Source organism: Brevibacterium sp. Mu109, from assembly GCF_900169375.1.
Taxonomy (GTDB): Bacteria; Actinomycetota; Actinomycetes; order Actinomycetales; family Brevibacteriaceae; genus Brevibacterium; species Brevibacterium yomogidense_A.
The window spans coordinates 32,563-54,957 of sequence record NZ_FXZF01000006.1 but is presented as its reverse complement, the minus strand read 5'-3'; the positions used below and the strand labels follow the sequence as shown (position 1 = coordinate 54,957).

General features: G+C 69.9%; 21 protein-coding genes. 15 read left to right on the top strand and 6 right to left on the bottom strand.

Annotated elements, in window-relative coordinates:
• Positions 1 to 13: 13 nt before the first annotated feature.
• The gene (locus BSP109_RS05160; RefSeq protein WP_087009044.1) at positions 14 to 1,300 is read left to right on the top strand and encodes an adenylosuccinate synthase; all 1,287 of its coding nucleotides are present in this window, start codon (positions 14 to 16) and stop codon (positions 1,298 to 1,300) included.
• A 121-nt stretch (positions 1,301 to 1,421) separates the two neighbouring features.
• On the opposite strand, the gene purL is transcribed toward BSP109_RS05160, so the two are convergent.
• Entirely contained in the window at positions 1,422 to 3,794 is a 2,373-nt protein-coding gene (purL, locus tag BSP109_RS05155; protein WP_101599602.1) for a phosphoribosylformylglycinamidine synthase subunit PurL, read from the bottom strand.
• Between the two features lie 167 nt (positions 3,795 to 3,961).
• Between purL and BSP109_RS05150 the strand changes: the two genes are divergently transcribed.
• Together BSP109_RS05150 and BSP109_RS05145 are read left to right on the top strand one after the other, a co-directional pair.
• A complete protein-coding gene (locus BSP109_RS05150) occupies positions 3,962 to 5,023 on the top strand; it encodes a Glu/Leu/Phe/Val dehydrogenase dimerization domain-containing protein (RefSeq protein WP_101599663.1) in 1,062 nt (353 codons plus the stop codon).
• Positions 5,024 to 5,033: 10 nt separating this feature from the next.
• On the top strand, positions 5,034 to 5,924 hold the full coding sequence (locus tag BSP109_RS05145) for a rhodanese-related sulfurtransferase (RefSeq protein WP_087009038.1): 891 nt from the start codon (positions 5,034 to 5,036) through the stop codon (positions 5,922 to 5,924).
• Positions 5,925 to 5,937: 13 nt separating this feature from the next.
• On the opposite strand, the gene BSP109_RS05140 is transcribed toward BSP109_RS05145, so the two are convergent.
• The 4 genes from BSP109_RS05140 to purD form a co-directional block, all read right to left on the bottom strand.
• On the bottom strand, positions 5,938 to 7,101 hold the full coding sequence (locus BSP109_RS05140; RefSeq protein ID WP_101599601.1) for a DUF6882 domain-containing protein: 1,164 nt from the start codon (positions 7,099 to 7,101) through the stop codon (positions 5,938 to 5,940).
• 39 nt (positions 7,102 to 7,140) lie between these two features.
• On the bottom strand, positions 7,141 to 7,917 hold the full coding sequence (gene purQ, locus BSP109_RS05135) for a phosphoribosylformylglycinamidine synthase subunit PurQ (protein WP_256970410.1): 777 nt from the start codon (positions 7,915 to 7,917) through the stop codon (positions 7,141 to 7,143).
• Entirely contained in the window at positions 7,914 to 8,180 is a 267-nt protein-coding gene (purS, locus tag BSP109_RS05130; RefSeq protein ID WP_087009034.1) for a phosphoribosylformylglycinamidine synthase subunit PurS, read from the bottom strand. Before purS ends, purQ begins: the two co-directional genes overlap by 4 nt.
• 77 nt (positions 8,181 to 8,257) lie before the next feature.
• On the bottom strand, positions 8,258 to 10,510 hold the full coding sequence (gene purD, locus BSP109_RS05125) for a phosphoribosylamine--glycine ligase (protein ID WP_101599600.1): 2,253 nt from the start codon (positions 10,508 to 10,510) through the stop codon (positions 8,258 to 8,260).
• 98 nt (positions 10,511 to 10,608) lie between these two features.
• Between purD and BSP109_RS05120 the strand changes: the two genes are divergently transcribed.
• From BSP109_RS05120 to purM, 11 genes are all read left to right on the top strand, one after another.
• Positions 10,609 to 11,475, top strand: coding sequence for an ABC transporter permease (locus BSP109_RS05120; RefSeq protein WP_101599599.1), 867 nt, complete (start codon positions 10,609 to 10,611; stop codon positions 11,473 to 11,475).
• Complete coding sequence (locus tag BSP109_RS05115) at positions 11,459 to 12,232, top strand: ABC transporter ATP-binding protein (RefSeq protein ID WP_101599598.1); 774 nt, start codon at positions 11,459 to 11,461, stop codon at positions 12,230 to 12,232. Before BSP109_RS05120 ends, BSP109_RS05115 begins: the two co-directional genes overlap by 17 nt.
• Positions 12,229 to 13,320, top strand: coding sequence for a glycosyltransferase family 2 protein (locus BSP109_RS05110; RefSeq protein ID WP_257944566.1), 1,092 nt, complete (start codon positions 12,229 to 12,231; stop codon positions 13,318 to 13,320). The genes BSP109_RS05115 and BSP109_RS05110 overlap by 4 nt, the downstream gene beginning before the upstream one ends.
• A gap of 5 nt (positions 13,321 to 13,325) precedes the next feature.
• Positions 13,326 to 14,315, top strand: coding sequence for a hypothetical protein (locus BSP109_RS05105; protein WP_101599597.1), 990 nt, complete (start codon positions 13,326 to 13,328; stop codon positions 14,313 to 14,315).
• Positions 14,316 to 14,349: 34 nt separating this feature from the next.
• Positions 14,350 to 14,814, top strand: a complete 465-nt coding sequence (locus BSP109_RS05100) for a DUF3151 domain-containing protein (protein WP_087009024.1) — start codon at positions 14,350 to 14,352, stop codon at positions 14,812 to 14,814.
• A gap of 5 nt (positions 14,815 to 14,819) precedes the next feature.
• Positions 14,820 to 15,842: an asparaginase gene (locus BSP109_RS05095; RefSeq protein ID WP_101599596.1), complete on the top strand. Its 1,023-nt coding sequence runs from the start codon at positions 14,820 to 14,822 to the stop codon at positions 15,840 to 15,842.
• Complete coding sequence (locus BSP109_RS05090) at positions 15,839 to 16,237, top strand: sterol carrier family protein (RefSeq protein WP_087009020.1); 399 nt, start codon at positions 15,839 to 15,841, stop codon at positions 16,235 to 16,237. The genes BSP109_RS05095 and BSP109_RS05090 overlap by 4 nt, the downstream gene beginning before the upstream one ends.
• Positions 16,238 to 16,346: 109 nt before the next feature.
• The gene (locus BSP109_RS05085; protein WP_087009243.1) at positions 16,347 to 17,789 is read left to right on the top strand and encodes an aldehyde dehydrogenase family protein; all 1,443 of its coding nucleotides are present in this window, start codon (positions 16,347 to 16,349) and stop codon (positions 17,787 to 17,789) included.
• Between the two features lie 65 nt (positions 17,790 to 17,854).
• Positions 17,855 to 18,301, top strand: coding sequence for a hypothetical protein (locus BSP109_RS05080; protein ID WP_087009018.1), 447 nt, complete (start codon positions 17,855 to 17,857; stop codon positions 18,299 to 18,301).
• Positions 18,288 to 19,853: an amidophosphoribosyltransferase gene (gene purF / locus BSP109_RS05075; protein ID WP_087009016.1), complete on the top strand. Its 1,566-nt coding sequence runs from the start codon at positions 18,288 to 18,290 to the stop codon at positions 19,851 to 19,853. The genes BSP109_RS05080 and purF overlap by 14 nt, the downstream gene beginning before the upstream one ends.
• 2 nt (positions 19,854 to 19,855) lie before the next feature.
• Positions 19,856 to 20,965, top strand: a complete 1,110-nt coding sequence (gene purM / locus BSP109_RS05070; RefSeq protein WP_087009014.1) for a phosphoribosylformylglycinamidine cyclo-ligase — start codon at positions 19,856 to 19,858, stop codon at positions 20,963 to 20,965.
• A 127-nt stretch (positions 20,966 to 21,092) separates the two neighbouring features.
• Here purM and BSP109_RS05065 read toward each other — a convergent pair whose 3' ends face one another.
• Positions 21,093 to 21,290, bottom strand: coding sequence for a DUF3073 domain-containing protein (locus BSP109_RS05065; protein ID WP_087009012.1), 198 nt, complete (start codon positions 21,288 to 21,290; stop codon positions 21,093 to 21,095).
• A 216-nt stretch (positions 21,291 to 21,506) separates the two neighbouring features.
• Between BSP109_RS05065 and BSP109_RS05060 the strand changes: the two genes are divergently transcribed.
• Positions 21,507 to 22,325 (top strand): hypothetical protein, encoded by an 819-nt coding sequence (locus BSP109_RS05060; RefSeq protein ID WP_101599595.1) that lies wholly within the window; start codon positions 21,507 to 21,509, stop codon positions 22,323 to 22,325.
• The last annotated feature ends 70 nt before the right edge of the window (positions 22,326 to 22,395 follow it).

The window sequence follows — 22,395 nt, the reverse complement described above, 5'->3', positions numbered from 1 at the left end:
TGAGGTGATCGCAGTGCCAGCATTAGTCGTCGTCGGCGCCCAGTGGGGCGATGAGGGCAAGGGGAAGACGACGGACATCCTCGGCACCCGAGTCGATTACGTCGTCAAGCCGAACGGCGGCAACAACGCCGGGCACACCGTCGTCGTCGGCGGTGAGAAGTACGAGCTGAAGCTCCTTCCCGCCGGCATCCTGTCTCCCAACGTCACACCGGTGATCGGCAACGGCGTCGTCGTCAACCTCGAGGCGCTGTTCGAGGAGATCGACATGCTCGAGTCCCGCGGCGCCGACACGTCGAAGCTGCGCGTGTCTGCGGACGCGCACCTCGTGGCCCCCTACCACCAGGTGATCGACAAGGTCACGGAGCGCTTCCTGGGGAAGCGCGCGATCGGGACGACGGGTCGGGGGATCGGCCCCACGTACTCGGACAAGTCGGGCCGCCTGGGCATCCGCGTCCAGGACCTCTTCGACGAGTCGATCCTCCGCCAGAAGGTCGAGGGCGCGCTGCGGCAGAAGAACGAGCTGCTCGTGAAGGTCTACAACCGGCGGGCGATCCTCACCGATGAGATCGTCGACTACTTCCTGTCCTTCGCAGACCGCCTGCAGCCGTACGTCACGGACACCTCGCGCCTGGTGAACGAGGCGCTGGACCGTGACGAGCTGGTCGTCATGGAGGGCGGCCAGGCGACCATGCTCGACGTGGACCACGGCACCTACCCCTTCGTGACCTCGTCCAACCCCACCGCGGGCGGAGCCTGCGTCGGAGCGGGGATCGGCCCGACGCGGATCGATCGCGTCGTCGGCATCGTCAAGGCGTACACCACCCGCGTGGGTGCGGGCCCCTTCCCCACGGAGCTCTTCGATGAGATGGGCGAGCACCTGCAGAAGAAGGGCGGGGAGTTCGGCGTCAACACGGGCCGTCCCCGCCGGTGCGGCTGGTACGACGCGGTCGTCGCCCGCTACGCGGCGCGCGTGAATGGCTTCACCGACTACGTGCTCACGAAGCTCGACGTCCTGTCCGAGCTCGAGACCATCCCGGTGTGCGTCGCCTACGACGTCGACGGCGAGCGCGTGGACGAGATGCCGATGACGCAGACCGGCTTCCACCACGCGAAGCCGATCTTCGAGCACTTCGCCGGCTGGCAGTCGGACATCACCGGGGCCAGGACCTTCGAGGACCTGCCTCCGAACGCCCAGGCGTACGTGGAGGCGCTCGAGCGCCTGTCGGGCTGCCGGATCTCCGTGATCGGCGTCGGCCCCGATCGTGAGCAGTCGATCGTGCGCCACGACCTCATCGATTGACGAGAGCGGCCACGGGCATCGGTCCCGTCGCGGCGCACCACAGCACGCAGCGCTCCGCCTGCGCGGATGAGTGAAGCCCCCGGCACCTGCCGGGGGCTTCACTGCTGGGTCCGAGGACGTATCAGCCGAAGTGGCGGGGGAGCGGCGCACCGTGCGCGGCGGCCAGCTCATCCAGCGTCAGCGTGAAATGGTCGACGAACTCGAGCGCGTTCGGGTGCGACTCATCGCCCGTATCGGTCATGCCGATCCGCACGAACGGGAAGCGGCGAGCCGTGCACATGTCGGAGAAGCGCACCTCTTCGCTGCGCGGCACCGCGACGATCGCACGCGCCGTCGATTCGGAGAACAGCGCCGTGAAGAGGTCGATCCCGTCGCGCTCGAGCAGCTCCGTGAGCCAGACCCGCGCGCCGGCGCCCCACCGCAGCGAGGACTCCACGAGCGCCTGGGCGAGACCGCCCTCGGACAGGTCGTGCGCGGCATCGATCATGCCGTCGCGCGATGCGTTGATGAGGATCTCCGCGAGGCCGCGCTCGGCGTCAGGACGGTACTGCGGCGGGACTCCGCCCAGGTGGCCGTGGACCACGTCCGCCCACGCGGATCCGTCCAACTCGTCCGCCGTGGTGCCCAGCAGGTAGATCGTCTGGCCCGGCAGGCGCCAGCCGCTGGGGGTGGCGCGTCCGACGTCGTCGAACACACCGAGCACGCCCACGACCGGGGTCGGGTGGATGGCGGTGGTCCCCGTCTGGTTGTACATGGAGACATTGCCGCCGGTGACGGGGATGCCGAAGTCCACGCAGGCGGAGGACAGGCCCTCCACGGTCTGCCCGAACTGCCACATGATCTCCGGGTCCTCGGGGGATCCGAAGTTGAGGCAGTCGGTCACGGCCAGGGGGCGGGCGCCGGACGTCGCGACGTTCCGGTAGGCCTCTGACAGGGCGAGCTTGGCGCCGACCGACGGGTCGAGGAAGCTGTACCGGCCGTTCGCATCGGTGGCCAGGGCGATCCCGCGCCCCGTCTGCTCGTCCACGCGGATCACCCCTGCGTCGTCCGGGAACGACAGGGCGGTGTTGCCCTGCACGTACCGGTCGTACTGCTGCGTGATCCAGTCCTTCGACGCCAGGTTCGGGGAGCCGACCAGCGTGAGCAGGGTGTCGCGGATCTCCTGGTCGCTCTGCGGCGTGGCGAGTCCTGCGGCGGACACCGTGTCCTGCCGCGTCGCGTCGGTCCACGAGGGGACCTCCATCGGACGGTCGTAGACGGGACCGTCGTGGGCGACGGACCGCGGCGGGACGTCGACGATGACGTCGCCGTGCCATTCGATGACCAGGCGCTCGGTGTCCGTCACCTCGCCCAGCACGCTCGCCTCGACCTCCCACTTGCCGGTGATCGCGAGGAACTCGTCGAGCCGGTCCGGGCGGACGACCGCCATCATCCGCTCCTGGGACTCGGACATGAGGATCTCTTCGGGTGTGAGCGTCGGATCGCGGAGGAGGACGTCCTCGAGGGTGATGTGCATGCCGCCGTCGCCGTTGGAGGCGAGTTCGGACGTCGCGCAGCTGATGCCGGCGGCGCCGAGGTCCTGGATGCCTTCGACGGTGCCCGCGCGGAAGAGCTCGAGGCAGCATTCGATGAGCACCTTCTCCGCGAAGGGGTCGCCGACCTGGACTGCCGGCCGCTTGGAGGGCTTCGTGTCGTCGAACGATTCCGACGCGAGGATCGAGGCGCCGCCGATCCCGTCGCCACCCGTGCGGGCGCCGAAGAGGACGACCTTGTTGCCGGTGCCGGAGGCGTTGGCCAGGCGGATGTCCTCGTGGCGGAGGACTCCCACGGCCAGTGCGTTGACGAGCGGGTTGCCCTGGTAGCTGGCGTCGAAGACCGTCTCACCGCCGATGTTCGGCAGGCCGAGGCTGTTGCCGTAGCCGCTGATGCCGCCCACGACGCCGGGGAGGACCCGGGCGGTGTCCGGGTGGTCGATCTCGCCGAAGCGCAGCTGGTCCATGACGGCCACGGGGCGTGCGCCCATGGAGATGATGTCGCGCACGATCCCGCCGACGCCGGTCGCGGCGCCCTGGTAGGGCTCGACGTAGCTGGGGCTGTTGTGGCTCTCCACCTTGAAGGTGACGGCCCAGCCGTCGCCGATGTCGACGACGCCCGCGTTCTCTCCGATCCCGACCAGCAGGTCCTTCTTCATGTCGTCCGTGACGTTGTCGCCGAACTTGCGGAGGTGGACCTTCGAGGACTTGTAGGAGCAGTGCTCGGACCACATGACGGAGTACATCGCGAGCTCCGCCGACGTCGGGCGGCGCCCGAGCACCTCGCGGATCTTCTGGTACTCGTCGGTCTTCAGTCCCAGATCCGTGTACGGCTGGTCGACATCCGGGTGCTGTGCGGCGAACTCGACGGTCTCCTTGACCCTCTTCTCCGCGTCGTCCGAAGCGGGTGCCGCTGTGCGTGCCGGTGCGGAATCCGCGGGGGTCGAGTGGGTATGGGTCATGATCCTCAGGAGATCCTTTCGTGAAGACTGCGCCGGTGTCATCCTACCGCCGCCCCGAGTCCGCCGAGCGTCCGCCCGCGGGGTACGGTCGGGGCAGGCGGTCGCCCGCGATCCGGGCCCGCCGACTGTCGGAAGCCGTCACCCGGTCACGAACCGAAGGAGCCTTCGTGAAACTCTTCGATCACCCAGAATTCGACCACCACGAGCAGGTCGTCTTCTGCCACGATCCCGCCACCGGTCTGCGCGCGATCATCGCTGTGCACGACCGCTCGCTGGGACCTGCCGCCGGCGGCTGCCGGATGCACCCGTACGCCAGTGAGGAGGAGGCGCTCACCGATGTGCTGCGCCTGTCCCGCGGCATGAGCTATAAGAACGCCGTCGCCGGTCTGCCCCTGGGCGGGGGCAAGTGCGTGATCATCGCGGATCCCGCCCGCCCGGACAAGGCGGATGTGCTCCGTGCCTTCTCCCGTCACGTGCAGTCGCTCGGCGGTCGCTACTGGACCGCGATCGACGTGGGAGTGGGGCCGGAGGACGCTGACGTCCTCGCGGAGGAGTGCGACTTCGTCTTCGCCCGCGCCAGCCAGTTCCCGCCCGGCGTCAGCGCGAGCACCTTCACCGCGCTCGGAGCCTTCACCTCGATGCGCGCGGGCATCGCCCACGTCTGGGGCCGCGGTGACCGGGACACCAGTGATCTGCAGGGCATGCGGGTCGCGGTGCAGGGCCTCGGCGGCACCGGCCGTGAGCTGTGCCGACTCCTGCACGAGGCCGGCGCGCAGCTCGTCGTCGCGGACGTGGCCCAGGCCGCGGTCGACTCCGTCGTCGCGGATTTCGGAGCCGAGGCGGTGGCACCGGATCGCATCCATGCCGCCGACGTCGACGTGTTCGCCCCCTGCGCCCTGGGCGGGGTCGTGAACGGCGACACGATCGAGGAGATCACCGCGAAGCTGGTGAGCGGGATCGCCAACAACCAGCTCGCGGCCCCGGCGCACGGACGCAGGCTGCTGGAGAAGGGCATCACCTTCGTCCCGGACTTCGTCGCGAATGCCGGCGGAATGATGGCGGCGGGCGTCTCGATCTACGACGAGCTCTCGATCGATTCGGCGCGTGCGACCGTGCTCTCGCTCTTCGACTCGATCACCGAGGTGCTCACCGAAGCCGAGCGCGAGGGTCTGCCGACTGCGGAGGTGGCCGAGCGGATCGGACGCGACCGCATGGCGGCGGCGCTCTAGGATACTGCCCATGTCCGTCGCCAAGATCGTCCTCTTCTACGTCTTCACCCCGCTGTCCGATCCGGAGGCCGTGCGCCTGTGGCAGCACGCGCTCGCGGAGCGCCACGGGCTCACCGGTCGGGTCATCGTGTCCTCCCAGGGGATCAACGCGACCCTGGGCGGTGACGTCGCGGATCTCAAGCAGCACATGAAGGTGACGAAGTCCTACGCGCCGTTCCGCGGGGCGGACGTCAAGTGGTCGACGGGGACGGGGAACGACTTCCCGCGTCTGAGCGTGAAGGTGCGGGATGAGCTCGTGACCTTCAACGCGCCGGACGACATCGTCGTGACGCAGGAGGGTGTGCAGGGCGGCGGGGAGCACCTCAAGCCCGGCGCCCTGCACAAGCTCGTCGACTCACGGGGCGACGACGTCGTCTTCTTCGACGGGCGCAATGCCATGGAGGCGGAGATCGGCCGCTTCCGCGATGCGGTCGTCCCGCAGACGGACACCACGCGGGATTTCCTGGACGAGTTGGACTCCGGGAAGTACGACCATCTGAAGGACAAGGCGGTCGTCACGTACTGCACCGGCGGGATCCGCTGCGAGGTGCTGAGCGTGCTCATGAAGAACCGCGGGTTCCAGGAGGTCTACCAGCTGGACGGCGGGGTCGTCCGCTACGGCGAGACGTTCGGCTCCGCGGGACTGTGGGACGGGTCGCTGTACGTCTTCGACAACCGGATGCACATGGAGTTCGGCGAGGGCGTCGAATCGCTCGGCACGTGCGTGGAGTGCGGTGAGAGCACTCCGCTGTTCGTGAACTGCGCGAACGAGGCGTGCCGGTCCCTGTTCCTGCGGTGCGAGGCGTGCACCGCGGCCGGCCTGCACCGGACCTGCGGGACCTGCGAGCCGGCACCCGCCTGACGACCCCGTTCGGTCAGCGGCCGAACAAGCGGCGCAGCAGTCCCTTCTTCTCCTTCTGCGGACGCTCGGTGCCCTGTGGCGCGGCCGGCTCGTCCGGCGTCGCGGCGGCGGGCTCCGGCGCATCGTCGGTCGCCGGCTGGTCGTCGGCTGCAGCAGGCTCTGCAGGTGCCTGCGGCGCTGCGGCGGACGGGGCGGGCTGCTCTGCAGCCGGTTCCTGTGCTGCCGGCTCTTCTGCCGCAGCCTGCTCGCCGGTCGGGGCGACTGCCTCTGCAGGCGACGCCTCGTCTGAGGCTGCCGGAGCAGCTGTCGGGGTCGGTGCAGTCGCCGGAGCCGGCTCTGCAGCGGCGGGTTCGTCCACCGGTGCGTCGGTGACCGGCGCCCGCTCCTCGGGCGCGGCCTCGACCGGAGCGGGGAGTCCTGCGGCTGCGCCGCCGAAGATCGCAGTGCCGGTCACAGCTCCGACCTGCGCGAACTGCTCCGCCGCCTCGCCCTCGAGGGTCTGATGCGCCTGGCAGGACGCGATGCGCTCCTGCTCGTCGAAGGTGACGTCCGCAGAGCCGTCAGCGCAGAGGATCCGCACGCCGCCGTCCGGCAGCGGTGCCGTGCGCAGGCCGCGCAGCTGCGCGTAGGACGCGAGCGCGGTCCGGTGATCTGAGACCTCCAGCCCCGTGATGCCCGAGGCCAGCGCCTTGACGACGGGCTTGAGCTCCGGCTCGCCGAGCGCGAGCCGTTCGTCATCGATCAGCACCCACACGGTCGTGCCGCCGCCCGCCGCGACGGGATAGTGTGCCCACGCGCCGGTGAGGGCCTTCGACGAGAGCGTGAGGGCGAGGGGGAGGTCCTCCGGCTCCAGGGGCAGCTCTGCGTCGATGAGCTCTGCGACCCCGTGCGCGGAACCGTGCTCGCGCGCACGCGCGGACAGGGCCACGACCTGCTCCGGGAACTCGTTGACGTTGTCCCAGGCCCAGTGCCACGACTTCTCCCCGGGCCGGCTCACGGCGGTGCCCAGCATGTGGGGGCGGAAGTCGATCGGCTGGTCGCCGGTGAAGCGCAGTCGCGGAGCAGAGGAGAAGTCGATCTCGAACTCCCGCTCCGCGATGACGGCGCCGAACCTCTGCTGGACCTCTGCGGAGAGGAACGCGGCACGGTCGACCAGGCTCTGGAGGGAATCGCTCATGTCCTCCACCCTAGTGGAGGAGGAGCGCCCGCCCGCAGGTCAGGCGAGGAGGCTCCGCAGCACGGAGGTGAAGAACCCCTGCCCGTCGACGCCCGCACGCATGCCGTCCGCCGAATCGGTGCCGAAGCCCGCTTCCACCGCATGCTCCGGGTGGGGCATGAGGCCCACGACGTTGCCCGCCGCATTCGTGATGCCGGCGATGTCCCGCTGCGACCCGTTCGGGTTGAACCCGCTGTAGCGGGCCACGACGCGGCCCTCGCCCTCGAGCTCATCGAGTGTCGCCGGATCCGCGACGAACCCGCCCTCGCCGTTCTTCAGCGGGATGGTGATCGTCTCGCCTGCCGTGTAGTCGCGCGTCCACACAGTGTCCACGTTCTCCATGGCCAGGTCCTGATCGCGGCAGATGAAGTGCTGGTGGTCGTTGCGGATGAGCGCACCGGGCAGCAGGTGCGATTCGCAGAGGACCTGGAAGCCGTTGCAGATGCCGAGGACGGGCATGCCGCCCTTCGCCGCATCGACGACCGCCGTCATGAGCGGAGCGAAGCGGGCGATCGCGCCGCACCGCAGGTAGTCGCCGTAGGAGAAGCCGCCGGGCAGGATGACGGCGTCGACGTCGGACAGCGAATCGTCGCCGTGCCACAGCGGGACCGCCTGGGCTCCGGACAGCGTGACCGCTCGCTGCGCGTCGCGCTCGTCGAGCGATCCCGGGAACTGCACGACGCCCACGCGCAGGGCGTCTGCGCCGGGGATCGCTCCGCCGTCGCCGCGCGCGCCGATCAGGGGCGCTGCCGTCGCCATCGCGGTGCGGCTGCTCATCGGGAGGCCTCCGCGTCATCCGCCTCACGCACGGAGACGACGTCCTCGATGACGGGGTTGGACAGAAGCGAGGCCGCGGCCTCGCGCGCCTGCGCGAGCGCGTCGGCGGTCACCTCGCCCTCGACGGTCAGGTGGAAGAGCTTGCCCTGACGGACACCGGTGAAGCCGGACAGCCCCAGTCGCTCCAGCCCGGTGCCGATCGCCTTGCCCTGGGGGTCGAGGATCTCTGGCTTGGGCATGACTTCGACGACGATGCGACCCATGCGCGCGTGCTCCTTATGCGGTGGAAGAAGAGTGTGGACTCGGTGGAAGAAGAGTGTGGGATCAGTCTAGTCCGTCGTCACCCGGGGAACTGCTGGCCCGTGAGTCGTGCGAACGCGTCGATGTAGCGCTGGCGGGTGCGCTCGACGACAGCGGCCGGCAGCGGCGGGGGAGGAGTGTCCCCGGACCGGTCCCAGCCGGAGTCCTCCGACGTGAGCCAGTCGCGGACGAACTGCTTGTCGAAGCTGTCCTGCGGCTGCCCCGGCACGAACGACTCCGCGTCCCAGAAGCGGGAGGAGTCCGGTGTGAGGGCCTCGTCCCCCAGCACGACTGCACCGTTCGCGTCGCGGCCGAACTCGAACTTCGTGTCCGCGAGGACGATGCCCCTCTCTGCGGCGATCGTGCGCGCACGCTCGAAGACCTCGAGCGTGAGGTCGCGCAGGATGGCGGCGTCGACTGCGCCCAGCATCTCCGCAGTCCGGTCGAAGTCGATGTTCTCGTCGTGCTCGCCGACCGCGGCCTTCGTCGCGGGCGTGTAGATCGCGGGCTCGAGCGGGCTCGATTCGCCCAGCCCCTCGGGCAGCGCGTTCCCGCCCACGGTGCCCGCAGCGCGGTAGTCGGCCAGGCCGGATCCCGTGAGGTGGCCGCGGGCCACGCACTCGACGGGGAACATCTCCAGGCGCGTGCAGATCATCGCGCGCCCTGCGACGACGTCCGGCACGTCGACGCTCACGACGTGGTTGCCGACGAGGTCGGCGAGCTGGTCGAACCACCACAGGGTCAGCCCTGTGAGGACCTTCCCCTTGTCGGGAATCTCCGTGGGCAGCACCCAGTCATAGGCGCTGATGCGGTCCGAGGCGACCATGAGGATCTCCTCGGCCGTCTCCAGCGACCCGACACCCTCGCGGATGTAGAGGTCGCGCACCTTGCCGGAGTACGCGTGCGTCCAGCCGGGGACGGCGGGGGCCGCGGGCTGGGAGCCGGCGGCGGCCTCGGCGGCGGTCGGGTTCGACGGGACCCGGGCGGGCCCGGCTGTCGCAGCCGTTCCGAGTGCGGCCTCGGGAACGGTGATCGCGTCCTCTGCGGCCAGGAGCGCGATGTCCGTGCGCTTCTGCACGCCCTCCCAGTCGATGAGGTCGGCCGCCGCGTAGGCGCGGGAGCGGGCCGCGGCGATCCCGTCGCCCAGCCCGACGACGGACAGGACGCGTCCGCCGGAGGTGATGAATTCGCCCTGCTCGCCCAGCGCGGTCCCGGCATGGAAGACGTCGACGCCGTCCAGCGCGAGCGCCTCCTCGAGACCCGCGATCGGGTCGCCGGTGCGGGGAGCGCCCGGGTAGTTCTGTGCCGCGAGGACCACGGTGATCGCGGTGCGCTCGTCCCATTCCAACGGCGGATGCTGCGCGAGCGTGCCCTGCGCCGCGGCGAGCAGGAGGCCCGCCAGCGGGGTGCGCAGGCGGGCGAGCACCGACTGGGTCTCCGGATCGCCGAACCGCACGTTGAACTCGATGACGCGCATGCCCTGGGACGTGAGCGCCAGGCCGCAGTACAGGAGGCCCACGAAGGGGCTGCCGCGGCGGGCCATCTCGTCGACCACCGGCTGCGCGACGCGGGCGACGACGTCGTCCACCATCCCCTCCGGGGCCCAGGGCAGCGGCGAGTACGCGCCCATGCCGCCCGTGTTGGGGCCGGTGTCGCCGTCGCCGATCCGCTTGAAGTCCTGCGCGGGGGACAGCGGCACGGCGGTGGTGCCGTCGCAGACGACGAAGAGGGAGACCTCGGGGCCGTCCAGGTAGGCCTCGATGACGACGCGGTCGGCGACCGCGAGGCAGCTCTCCGCATGGGACAGCGCGGCGGAGCGGTCGTCCGTGACGACGACGCCCTTGCCCGCTGCCAGCCCGTCCGCCTTGACGACGTAGGGGGCGCCGAACCGATCGAGCGCCTCTGCGGCCTCCGCCGAGGTCGTGGCCGCCACCGCCTGCGCGGTCGGCACACCGGCGGCCTCCATGACCTCCTTCGCGTAGGTCTTGGAGCCCTCGAGCGTCGCGGCCTCCTGACCGGGGCCGAACACGGGGAACGATGCTTCCCGCAGCGCGTCCGAGACCCCGGCGACCAGAGGCGCTTCGGGGCCGACCACCACGAGGTCGACATCCAACTCCTGGGCCAGGCTCACCGCCGCGGCGGGATCCGTCTGGTCGAGCGGACGTGTGTCGCAGAGGAGGTCGATCCCCGGATTCCCGGGGGCGGCGATGACCGCCTCGACCTGAGGATCGCGGGAGAGTGCGGAGACGAGTGCGTGTTCCCGGGCGCCGGGACCGATGACGAGTACCTTCACGCCACCCAGAGTAGTCGGTGCGGAGCACCGGTGAGGGTGCACAGGGTTCGAGGGCTAGAATCGCGGTGTCCGTGTCCCTGATGAGAGCAACCCACTCGATGAGCAAGAGTTCCGAACTGGCGGAGAAGGCGGAGAGATTCGGCCTGGCCCGCGTCGGTGCCCGACCACCCCTCCCGTCGTATCTCAAGCAGGTCTGGGAGCGTCGGGACTTCACCCTGTCCCTGGCCCGCTACCGGATCCAGAGCGAGAACGAGCGCAACCGCCTGGGCATGGCGTGGGTGCTTCTGCGACCCAGCTTCCAGGCGCTGGTCTACGGCACCGTGTTCGGTTTCATCATGACGGGGAGCAGCAGGCCGGACAATTTCGTGTCCTTCCTCATCATCGGCGTGTTCTCGCTGGAGTTCTTCAACTCCTCGATGAACGGCGGCGCGAAGGCGATCATCTCCAACACGAGCCTGGTGCAGTCCCTGCCCTTCCCCAGGATGGTGCTGCCGGTGGCGAAGGTCCTGGAGAACCTCATGAACTTCATGCCGACTCTGGCGCTGATGTTCATCCTCGCGATCATCTTCGGGTCACGCCCGGACTGGTCGTGGTTCCTCTTCATCCCGCTGGTCGCGCTCTTCACGATCTTCAACCTGGGCATCGCCTTCATCTTCTCGCGGCTCACCGTCCACTTCCGCGACCTCAGCCAGCTGATCCCGTTCGTCTCCAGGATGATCTTCTACACATCCGGGGTCTTCTTCGACCCCAGCCGGCTGCTGGACGGACGACCGCCGATCTTCGCGGCGATCTATGACTGGCACCCGCTGCACAACGTCCTGTCGATCTCCCGCGGGATCCTGCTCGAGGACCATGAGCTGCCGGTCGAGTACTGGTTCAACTTCAGTGTGTGGGCGGTCGTCATGCTGGCCGTCGGCACGGTCTTCTTCTGGAAGGCGGAGGAGCGCTATGGCCGAGAGAACTGACACGAGCGCGCGGGACGGCGAGACGGTCGAGGACCCCGTCGTCATCTGTGACGACGTCCACGTCGAGTACCGCACGCTGGCGACCGGCAAGAAGGCGACGCCCGGCAGCACCTCCGGACTGCTGAACCGCGGCCGCTCGCTGCAGAAGGTGCACGCACTCAAGGGCATCTCCTTCACCGCGAACGCCAATGAGTCCATCGGCATCATCGGGACCAACGGGTCCGGCAAGTCCACCCTCATGCGGACGATCACCGGGCTCACGCCCGCGACGAGCGGAGCCGTGTACGCGAAGAGTCGTCCGAACCTCCTGGGCATCGGCGCGGCGCTGCTGAATGACCTCTCCGGCAGTCGGAACATCATCCTGGGCGGCCAGGCACTGGGGATGAGCCGGAAGGAGATCGAGGAGAAGTACGACGACATCGTCGAGTTCACCGGTCTGCGCGAATTCATCGACATGCCGATGCGCACCTACTCGTCCGGCATGACCGCTCGCCTGAAGTTCGGGATCGCGACGGCGAAGCACCACGAGATCCTGATCGTGGACGAGGCGCTGAGCGTGGGCGACCGTGAGTTCCGCAAGCGCTCCGAGCAGCGCATCCGGAACATCCGCGAGTCCGCCGGCACCGTCTTCCTCGTGTCGCACTCGATGCGGTCGATCCGCGACACGTGCAACCGCACGATCTGGATCGAGAAGGGCGTGCTCCGCACGGACGGGGATACGGCGGACGTCGTCAAGGAATACGAGAAGCACAAGTGAGCGCCACACGTCGTGGGGCGGGAAGCGCGCTCGCACCGGATGCGCTCCCTGCCCTGGAAGCAGTGCCCGGCGTGTCCTACATCATGCCCATCCTCAACGAGGCGGGCCATGTCGAGGAGGCCGTGTCGACGATCCTCGCCCAGGACTACCCGGGGCAGAAGGAGATCGTGGTCGCACTGGGCCCGTCGACCGACGGGACCACGGAGATCGTCCGCCGGATGGCCGCGGCGGACCCCCGGATCATCACGGTCGACAACCCCGCCGGCGACACCCCGATCGGCCTGAATCTGGCCGTCGCGCAGACGACGCACCCCGTCGTCATCCGCGTCGACGCGCATTCGGAGCTCACCGCGGACTACACCGCCCGCGGCGTGGCCGTCCTGCGGAAGACGCGTGCGGCGAACGCGGGAGGGCTCATGCGGGCCCGAGGCCGCACGGCCTTCCAGCGCGCCGTCGCACGGGCGTACATGTCGCGGATCGGGCTGGGCGGCCCCGCCTACCATGCGGGCGATGAGGCCCAGGAGGCGGAATCCGCGTACCTGGGCGTCTTCCGCCGCGAGGTGTTCGAGGCACTGGGCGGCTTCGACGGGACGCTGCGCCGCGGACAGGACTGGGAGCTCAACCTGCGCGTCCGCGAAGCCGGGGGCCTCGTCTGGTTCGCCCCGGAGCTGCAGGTCACCTACTGGCCGCGGGCCACGTGGTCGAACCTCGTCAAGCAGTTCTACGCCACCGGGGTGTGGCGTGCGGAGATCGTCCGCCGGTACGGTGCGCGGAACTCCGCGCGGTACTTCGCACCGCCCCTCCTGGTGCTGGGCGTGACCGCCTCGCTCGTCGAGGCGGTGCTGCAGCTGACCGGATCCACCCGGCGGTGGCCGCGGTTCGTGCGCGGCTTCACGTCGCTGGTGCACGTGCCCAGCGCCGCCTACGCGGCGGGCATCGTCACAGCGGTGTGGCGAGCCGACGACGCGGGGATCCGCGAACGGCTGTGGTTCGGACTGGTGCTCCCCTCCATGCACGTGAGCTGGGGAGCCGGGTTCCTGCGGGGACTGGCGACCGGTGCGGCGACCAACAGGGACAGGAGCAGGTGAGCAGGGTGGCGAAGAAGAAGCGCGATCGTCGCGACGACGACCGCATCGAGTCCCTGGCGGACCTGACCCCGGAGCGCGTGAAGGGCAGCAGGCGCAGCGGGACCGAACGCGCGAAGCCGGTGTCCGCGGAGGAACGGGCCGCGTGGGAGGAGCGCGTCGCAGAGGCGGAGGCGGCGAAGGCCGGACGCCGGACGTTCGCCCCGCTCATCGTCGCCGGCGTCGCCGCAGCGGCAGTGGTCGGCCTCATCGGCTGGTCCGTCCTGTCCGCCGAGGAGCCGCCGACGGCGGAGTCGCTGCCCGCGCCCGTCATCGCCGCCGACGGCGGGGGAGCCGCGGTGTATCCGGAGAATTCGGCGGAAGCCGTCCGGGAGAACGTGCGGTTCGGCTTCATGCCGGCGGTCGACCTCGTCGAGCTGGGTGACGGGACGATCGCCCTGGGAGCGGGCGGACCGGAGGCCGGCGAGGACGTGTACGGGAAGCCGTATGCGGACCTGACTGCTGAGGAGTTCGCAGACGGCACGATCCCCGCCCCCCGGGAAGAGACGAACTCAGGCTCCCCGGCGATGTGGGACGAGGTCTACGAGGACTTCAGCACCGACACGGTGTTTATGCCGTCGGTCGATTCCGACGCGGCGCTCGACGCGGTGCTCACCTCCGCCGAGGATGCGGAGCGCATCGACGCACTCATCGTGCGGACCGACGATGCGGCGCTCGCGGAGCGGACCGCCGACGCCGGAGCGGTGGCGCTCTTCGACGGCGACCCGGAGGGGACATCGCCCGCTGACCTCGCTGCGTCGGGATTCGGCATGGCGGCCGTGAGCGCCGATGCCGAGGACGTGGACGAATGGCTGGCATCGGACGTGGGCGTGTGGCTCACCGGTGTGGGGTCGGCACAGCAGCTGACCGAGCTGGGGGACGCGGGCGCACTGGGCGCGCTGACCGAGGATCCCTTCGCACTCCAGCCCGCCGAGGACGAGGACGGTGCCGAGGGCTGACCGCACGCTGAGGCGCGTGTCCTATTGTGAGGGCATGAGCCAGAACCTCGGTCACCCCTCGCACATCGGCAACCTCGACGCAGCGCAGCTGGGCCCGCAGCCCACCTACCTCCCCGACGACCACCCGGACGTCGATGCGAAGCGCCGCCTGGACGCGGGCGACGAGCCGATCGACGTCGCGAGCGTCCTCCCCTCGTCCTCCCTCGCCTGGGCCGAACTGTCGGACGAGGCCTTCGATGAGGGCCGCACCGTCGACTCCTACGCGTATGCGCGAGTCGGCTACCACCGCGGTCTCGACGCCCTGCGTGGTGCGGGCTGGCGCGGTGCGGGACCGATCCCCTGGACGCACGAGATCAACCGCGGGTTCCTCCGCTCGCTCTACGCGCTGGGACGCGCAGCTGCGAGCATCGGCGAATCGGAGGAGGCCGCACGGGTGGAGAAGTTCCTGAACGACTCCGATCCGACGGCGATGGAGCAGATCGCCGGACACCGGGGCTGACACCCGTGCAGACGGCTGAGACCTTCACCGCGGACGCCGCCGTCGAACTGGCGATCGTCGAGCGCTCGGGCTTCATCGAGTCCCGGCACATCGGCTCCGCCGTGCTCCTCGACCCGTCCGGAACGCCCGCCGCGACCCTCGGAGCAGTGGACGCACCGGTCTTCGTGCGCTCGACGCTCAAGCCGCTGCAGGCGATCGCGAGCATGCGGATGGGAGCGGAGCTCACAGGGCCGGCACTGGGACTCGCGACCGCCTCGCACCGGGCAGAGCAGCGGCACATCGATGTCGTGGCCGACATGCTGGCCTCCGCCGGTCTGGACGAGTCGCACCTGCGCTGCCCGGCCGTCGCGCCCGCCGACCGCGTGACGCGGGACGCACGAGCCGCCGCAGGACACCCCACCTCACGGCTGCACTTCAACTGCTCCGGGAAGCACGCCGCATTCCTCCTGGCCGCCGTCGCGGGCGGCCACCCCACGGACACCTATCTGGATCCGAACCACCCCGTGCAGCAGGAGGTCGAACGGGTGGTCGAGGAGCTCACCGGTGCCCCGCCCCTGGCGATCGGGGTCGACGGGTGCGGCGCGCCCGTCCACGCGCTCACGCTCACCGCGCTCGCCACCGCGATCTCGTACGTGGCGAGAGGGGCCGATGAGCTGAGCTCCCGGCTCATGGACGGCGTCTTCGCACATCCCTGGACGGTCGAGGGCCGCGGCCGGCCCAACACCACCGTCCTCGAGGAGCTGGGGGTCTTCGCGAAGTTCGGGGCGGAGGGCGTCATGGTCATGGCGACCCGCACGGGGTGGTCCGTCGCTGCGAAGTGCCTCGACGGCTCCTCGCGCCCCACCACCCTGACCGCGCTGCGCCTGCTGGAGGCGAGCGGCGACGTGCCCGCGGAGGCGGCCCAGCGGGTGCTCGAGGAACTGACCCAGCCCGTCACCGGCGGCATCGACGACGACGGGCGGACGGTCCACGTGGGCCGTCTGCGCGAGGGTGCGGCGCTGCGGACGTTCGGAGGAGGAGCACGATGAGCACGAAGCGCAGGACGGATCCCGCTGTCGGGCAGCAGGCCCTGGCCGCCTGGTGCACCGCCCGGACGTGCTCCGCGTCCGGCGTCGACCGCAGAACGCTCGCCACCGCAGTGCGCTACGCGCTCGAGGAGTTCGCAGCCCGTCATCCGGGCGGCAGCGTGGAGGTGCGGGTGCCGCCATTCGGTGTGACGCAGGCGGTCGAGGGCCCCCGGCACACGCGGGGCACCCCGCCCAACACCGTCGAGTCCGACCCGGACACGTGGTTGGCGCTCGCCACCGGTGCTGCTGACTTCGCCGAGGCCGTCGGACGGAACTCCGTCGCCGCGTCGGGCGTCCGGTCGGACATCGGCCATCTGCTGCCGCTCTTCGACGAGCAGGGCCGTTCCCTGAGCTGACGGTTCCCCGAGCTGACGGTTCCTTGAGCTAGCCGCCGCGGGCCGCTCACCGGATCCACTCACCGGACGTGCACTGGGGTTCAGCAGGTCCGTGGTGTTCAATGGCCTCATGACCGCTCCCACTCTGCAGACCACGTCATTCATCGGCGGCCGGCACCTCCCGACGCTGAAGACCTACGCCAACATCGACCCCGCCACCGGGGACGTGATCGGCGATGTCTCCCGCGCGAGCGCCGATGAGGTCGATCAGGCCGTGGCGGCGGCGGCGAAGGCGCAGCGCGAATGGCGTCGCAGCTCGCCGGAGCAGCGCTCGACGCTCCTCGTCGCGGCGGGGAGCCGCATCCGCGCGAACCGCGAGGAGCTGGCGCGCCTGGAGTCGGAGGACACGGGCAAGCCGCTCACCCAGGCCTACGCGGACGTCGACGTCTGCGCCCGCTACTTCGAGTACTACGGCCACACGATCGAGGCGTACTACGGGCACCAGATCCCGATGGCCGACGACATGCACGTCTACACGCGCCGTGAGCCCTACGGCGTGACCGGACACATCGTGGCCTGGAACTACCCGCTCCAGCTCATCGGCCGTGCCGCGGCGACGTCGCTGGCGACAGGGAACTGCGCCGTCGCGAAGCCGGCCGACGAGACCCCGCGCACCACGGTCCGGCTCGCGGAGATCATCCAGGAGGCGGGCTTCCCCCGCGGAGCCTTCAACGTGGTCGTCGGGCTCGGGGCGGAGGCAGGCGATGCGCTGGCGAAGCACCCCGGCGTCGCGCACCTCGGATTCGTGGGCTCGACCGCGACCGGTTCGCTCATCGCGCACGCCGCAGCGGACCGCGTCATCCCCACCGTGCTCGAACTGGGCGGGAAGTCCGCGAACGTCGTCTTCCCGGATGCGGACATCGACGGTGCGGTGCCCAGCCTGGTCCGCTCCTTCATCCAGAACGCAGGTCAGACCTGCTCTGCGGGCGCCCGCCTCCTCGTCCACGCGTCAGTGCACGACGAGGTCATCGAGAAGATGCGTCGGGCGGTGGGGGAGATCACCGTGGGCCGCGGCACCGACGATCCGGGCCTGGGCCCGCTCGTGTCGGCCAAGCAGATGGACCGCGTGCAGGGGTTCCTGGACGAGCTCGACCCGTCGCAGGTCGCAGTCGGCGGAGGTCGGCCCGCGGGGCTGGGCGGTGCGTTGGAGAACGGCGCGTTCGTCTCCCCGACGATCGTCACGGGGGTGGACCCGTCCCAGCGGATCTTCCACGAAGAGGTGTTCGGTCCCGTCGTCGCCGTGTCGACCTTCGAGGACGACGAGGAGGCCCTCGCACTGGCCAACGGCACGGAGTACGGACTGGTGTCGGCCGTCTGGACCCAGAACCTGTCGCGTGCCCACCGGATGGCGCATGAGATCGAGGCGGGCCAGGTGTTCGTGAACACCTACGGTGCCGGCGGCGGCGTCGAGCTGCCGTTCGGCGGATACAAGAAGTCCGGCTACGGGCGCGAGAAGTCCATCGAGGCGTTCGACGAGTACACGCAGACGAAGACCGTCGTCATCAAGCTGTGAACCGGAACTGCGGCGACGACTAGAATGGTGGCGTCCAGTCACCCCCCGTCACTGAGCAGGAGCCGATGAGCGACCCCGATATCCGGATGACAGACGACGTCGACGTAGTCGTCCGCCGCACGCCCCGCTTCGGGACCTTCCTCCTGCTGGGGGTGCTCCTCGGCTTCATCGCCGCGGGTGTGCTGGTCGTCCTGCCCGTGGACACATCGGTGCTCACGAGCGACTACTCGCTCGGTGCGACGATGGCACTCCTCATGCTGCTGCTGGGCCTGGTCGGCGCGGCGCTCGGGCTGTCGGTGGCCCTCATCCTCGATCGCGTCAATGCGAAGAGGGCCCGCACCTACACGGTGCGGGGCGAATACGTCGCCAGGAAGGCCCCGGCCGCGCCGGAATTCGGGGAGAACGGCAATGCCGCCGCGGCCTCGGCGGATGACCGGACCGCGGACGGCGCGGACGGTTCCGCACCGGCGGCGGACGGCGAGCAGGAGCCGAACGGCGATGTGGAACAATGACGACGTGCCAGCCGTGAACCTGTCCCGCGTCGCCCGCGACGCGAGCACCCCCACGCCCACGCAGTCCTCCGAACGGCCCGACGGCCCCGAAGCGCCCGACGGCCTCGAACCGCCACCAGGGGAGGAGTGCGGCGTCTTCGGCGTCTGGGCCCCCGGCGAGGAAGTGGCCCGGCTGACGTACTTCGCCCTGTATGCCCTGCAGCACCGCGGCCAGGAGTCCGCGGGGATCGCGGCGAGCAACGGCGAGCAGATCCTCATCTACCGGGACATGGGGCTCGTGTCCTCCGTCTTCAAGGAGTCCGACCTCGGGACCCTGCCCGGCCACATCGCGCTGGGCCACACGCGGTACGCGACGCACGGCGCCTCCTCCTGGGAGAACGCCCAGCCCACGCTGGGACCCACGCCGTTCGGCACGCTCGCACTCGCGCACAACGGCAACCTCACGAACGTCGAGACGCTCGAGGAGATGGCCGAGGACGCCCACGCGAACCACCAGCAGACCGTGGCGCGCGCGACGAACAAGACCCTGCGCACCCGCGGCCACCGGGACTCCTCGAGCGATACCTCGCTCATCACGAAGCTGCTCGGGTCCTCGGAGAAGGAATCGCTGCACGATGCGGCGATGGAGCTGCTGCCGTCGCTGGAGGGCGCCTTCAGCCTCGCGTTCATGGACGAGGGGACGCTCTACGCCGCTCGCGATCGCCACGGCGTGCGCCCTCTGGTGCTGGGCCGTCTGGACCGCGGCTGGGTCGTCGCATCGGAGACGGCCGCACTGGACATCGTCGGCGCCACGTTCGTCCGCGAGGTGGAGCCGGGCGAGCTCATCGCGATCGATGAGGACGGACTGCGGTCGGAGCGCTTCGCGGAGACGACGCGTGCGCAGTGCGTCTTCGAGTACGTCTACGTCGCCCGGCCGGACAGCGTGCTGGCCGGTCGCACCGTCCACGCCGCCCGTGCGGAGATGGGCCGCGTCCTGGCGCGCGAGCACCCCATCGACGCGGACATGGTCATAGCGACCCCGGAATCCGGAGTGCCCGCAGCGGTCGGCTATGCGGAGGAATCCGGCATCCCGTTCGGTCAGGGACTCATGAAGAACGCCTACGTGGGCCGGACCTTCATCCAGCCCACGCAGTCGCTGCGCCAGCTGGGCATCCGCCTCAAGCTCAACCCGGTGCGCGAGAACATCGAGGGCAAGCGCCTGATCGTCGTCGACGATTCGATCGTGCGCGGCAACACCCAGCGCGCGCTCGTGAAGATGCTGCGCGCCGCAGGGGCGAAGGAGGTGCACGTCCGCATCTCGTCGCCCCCGGTGAAGTGGCCGTGCTTCTACGGGATCGACTTCGCCAGCCGCGCAGAGCTGATCGCCAACGGCCTGGACGTGGACGAGATCGGCCGGAACCTGGGTGCGGACAGCCTGGGCTACATCTCCCTGGACGGAATGATCTCCGCGACCCATCAGCCGCGCGCGGACCTCTGCACTGCGTGCTTCTCCGGCAGCTACCCGATCCCGGTGGAGGGCCCCGGGATGGAATTCACCCACACGAGGACATGACGATGACGCTTCCGCACGACGATTCCCAGCCATCCGGCACCACCTACGCCTCCGCCGGCGTGGACGTGGAGGCCGGTGACCGCGCAGTCGAGCTCATGAAGGCGGCCGTGTCCGCGACCCACACCCCGCAGGTGGTGGGCGGCGTGGGCGGATTCGCCGGGCTCTTCGACGCCACCGCGCTCAAGGACTACCGCTCACCGCAGCTCGCGACCTCCACGGACGGCGTGGGGACGAAGGTCGCACTGGCGCAGCAGCTGGACATCCACGACACGATCGGCCACGACCTGGTCGGGATGGTCGTCGACGACATCGTCGTCATCGGCGCCAAGCCGCTCTTCATGACCGACTACATCGCGTGCGGCAGAGTCGTGCCGGAGCGCATCGCGGCGATCGTGCGCGGCATCGCGGAGGCGTGCCAGAGCGCAGGAGTCGCGCTGATCGGCGGCGAGACCGCTGAGCACCCCGGGCTGCTGGGCGAGGACGAGTACGACGTGGCCGGCGCGGCGACGGGCGTCGTCGAGGCGGACGAGGTCCTGGGCGCCCACCGCGTGCAGGCGGGCGACGTGCTGGTGGGCCTCCCGGCCTCGGGCCTGCACTCGAACGGCTACTCGCTGGTGCGCCGCATCATCGCGGACGCAGGCTGGTCGCTGGAGCGCGAGGTCGCGGAGTTCGGCCGGTCGCTGGGCGAAGAGGTCCTCACTCCCACGCGCGTGTACGCGGGGCCGCTGCTGGCGCTCATCTCAGAGCTCCCGGGCGCCGTCCACTCGATCTCCCACGTGACGGGCGGCGGGCTCAGCGCGAACGTCGCACGGGTCCTCCCGCAGGGCACGGTGGGCGTCATGCGCCGCGATTCGTGGACCGTTCCGGCGGTGTTCGATGTGCTCGGCGACCTCGGACGCGTCCCCAGGCTCGACCGCGAGCGCACGTGGAATCAGGGCGTGGGCATGGTGCTCGCGGTCGATCCCGCGCGCGTCGACGACGTGCTGTCCGCGTACCCCGGAGCATGGGCGCTGGGCGATGTGCGCACCGATGATGGTGCCTTCGGGGCGGACGCGGCGTATGTCCAGGGTGCGAAGGGCGTCGACGCCGGCGCTGCGATCCTCGTCGACTGACGGGGGCTGTGAGGCTGCGGGGCTGCGGGGGCTGCAGGGCGGCCCCGCACCACGGCTGAATGCGTGAGGGGCGGGAAGACCGGATGGTCTTCCCGCCCCTCACGTCATCTGGTGACGACGGTGTCCGTCAGCGCTCGTCGCTGCTGTCGTCGTCTTCGTCGTCCTCGTTGTACTTGTCCGCGTACATCGAGAAGTCGTCGTCATCCGACACCGCGGATTCCTTGCCCAGCTCACGCTGCAGTGCGCTGAGGTCCGTTTCCGGGCTGTAGTACTTGAGCTTCCGAGCGACCTTGATCTGCTTCGCCTTGGCGCGACCGCGACCCACTGGCCTGACCCCCTCCGTGCTCATCCAGGGCGGGTGACATGAGGTCCCTGGCCTGTCTTGAATCGTTCTCCGGAGCATCCTACCTCTTCACGGTAACCGTAGCCATTCCGGGTCACGGTCCGAAGCCGGGTTCGAACACCGGCCTTCCATATGGCGGACAGTGTTTCGGACGCTCCCTGGGCGCAGTCCGCCACCCGCGGCGATAGGCTGGTGCCCATGTCATTCACACGTCCGTACGAACTCTGCCTGCGGGTCTTCGAGCCCCTCGCCGCTCATCCTGAGTGGCAGCGCAGCGGCCTGGAGGCCAACAGGGAGCGGATCGAGTCGGCACTGCGGCAGGACGCGGACGACCGACTGGTCGTGCTGCCTCCGGAGCCGATGCCTCCCGCGACACCGAGCATGCGGATGTACCTGCCTGCCTCGCAGACCTCCGACGGGATCGACAGGGTCTGGCCCGTCCAGCAGGACGTGCTGTCCTGGAGCGCGATCCGGGACCTGGAGGAGGCCGTTCCCACCGCCCTGCTCGACCCGCTCGTGCCGCGCAGCGTGCGCCGCGAGGCGTCGATGGAGCGGATGGACTGGCTGCGTCGCGAGGACGGCGACCTGGTGTACGCGCAGATGGGCGCGTGGCACGTCCCGTTCCAGTGGTGGCTGGCCTTCGACGAATCGGTCGACCAGGTCATCGAGGAGGAGGGTCCGGACGGATCGACGCACATCCGCATGCGCGCGGAGATCATGAGCGCATCCGCCCGCGTCGACTGGGACCGCGACATCCTGGTGGGCAGCACCCCGCCCGGCGGCGCGGGGACGATCGTCTCCGAATTCGCCGAGTGGCTGGACGGCTTCGACTTCAACTCGATCCTCGAGCTCGACCTGGGCGGGATGTCCGCGTCCCATTGGGAGAACGACCTGCGCGCACTGGTCGAGGAATGCGTGAATGCGCTGGGTGACGATGACGCGGACCGCGCGGCGGACGCCTTCGGCCGGTACATGCACGGTGTGGAGACACAGCGCCTGCAGTCGCGCGCGAACTGACGTGCGTACGACCGCTGTGCGCGCGACTGACCTGCGTACGACTGCTGTGCACACAGGCACCGCAGTCGCA

Coding starts and splice junctions, on each gene's coding strand:
- BSP109_RS05085 (WP_087009243.1), top strand. CDS start 16,347: ATGACCGCTCCCACTCTGCAGACCACGTCATTCATCGGCGGCCGGCAC.
- purS (WP_087009034.1), bottom strand. CDS start 8,180: ATGGGTCGCATCGTCGTCGAAGTCATGCCCAAGCCAGAGATCCTCGAC.
- purF (WP_087009016.1), top strand. CDS start 18,288: ATGTGGAACAATGACGACGTGCCAGCCGTGAACCTGTCCCGCGTCGCC.
- BSP109_RS05120 (WP_101599599.1), top strand. CDS start 10,609: ATGAGCAAGAGTTCCGAACTGGCGGAGAAGGCGGAGAGATTCGGCCTG.
- BSP109_RS05060 (WP_101599595.1), top strand. CDS start 21,507: ATGTCATTCACACGTCCGTACGAACTCTGCCTGCGGGTCTTCGAGCCC.
- BSP109_RS05115 (WP_101599598.1), top strand. CDS start 11,459: ATGGCCGAGAGAACTGACACGAGCGCGCGGGACGGCGAGACGGTCGAG.
- BSP109_RS05140 (WP_101599601.1), bottom strand. CDS start 7,101: ATGAGCGATTCCCTCCAGAGCCTGGTCGACCGTGCCGCGTTCCTCTCC.
- BSP109_RS05100 (WP_087009024.1), top strand. CDS start 14,350: ATGAGCCAGAACCTCGGTCACCCCTCGCACATCGGCAACCTCGACGCA.
- purM (WP_087009014.1), top strand. CDS start 19,856: ATGACGCTTCCGCACGACGATTCCCAGCCATCCGGCACCACCTACGCC.
- BSP109_RS05145 (WP_087009038.1), top strand. CDS start 5,034: ATGTCCGTCGCCAAGATCGTCCTCTTCTACGTCTTCACCCCGCTGTCC.
- purQ (WP_256970410.1), bottom strand. CDS start 7,917: ATGAGCAGCCGCACCGCGATGGCGACGGCAGCGCCCCTGATCGGCGCG.
- BSP109_RS05080 (WP_087009018.1), top strand. CDS start 17,855: ATGAGCGACCCCGATATCCGGATGACAGACGACGTCGACGTAGTCGTC.
- purL (WP_101599602.1), bottom strand. CDS start 3,794: ATGACCCATACCCACTCGACCCCCGCGGATTCCGCACCGGCACGCACA.
- BSP109_RS05090 (WP_087009020.1), top strand. CDS start 15,839: ATGAGCACGAAGCGCAGGACGGATCCCGCTGTCGGGCAGCAGGCCCTG.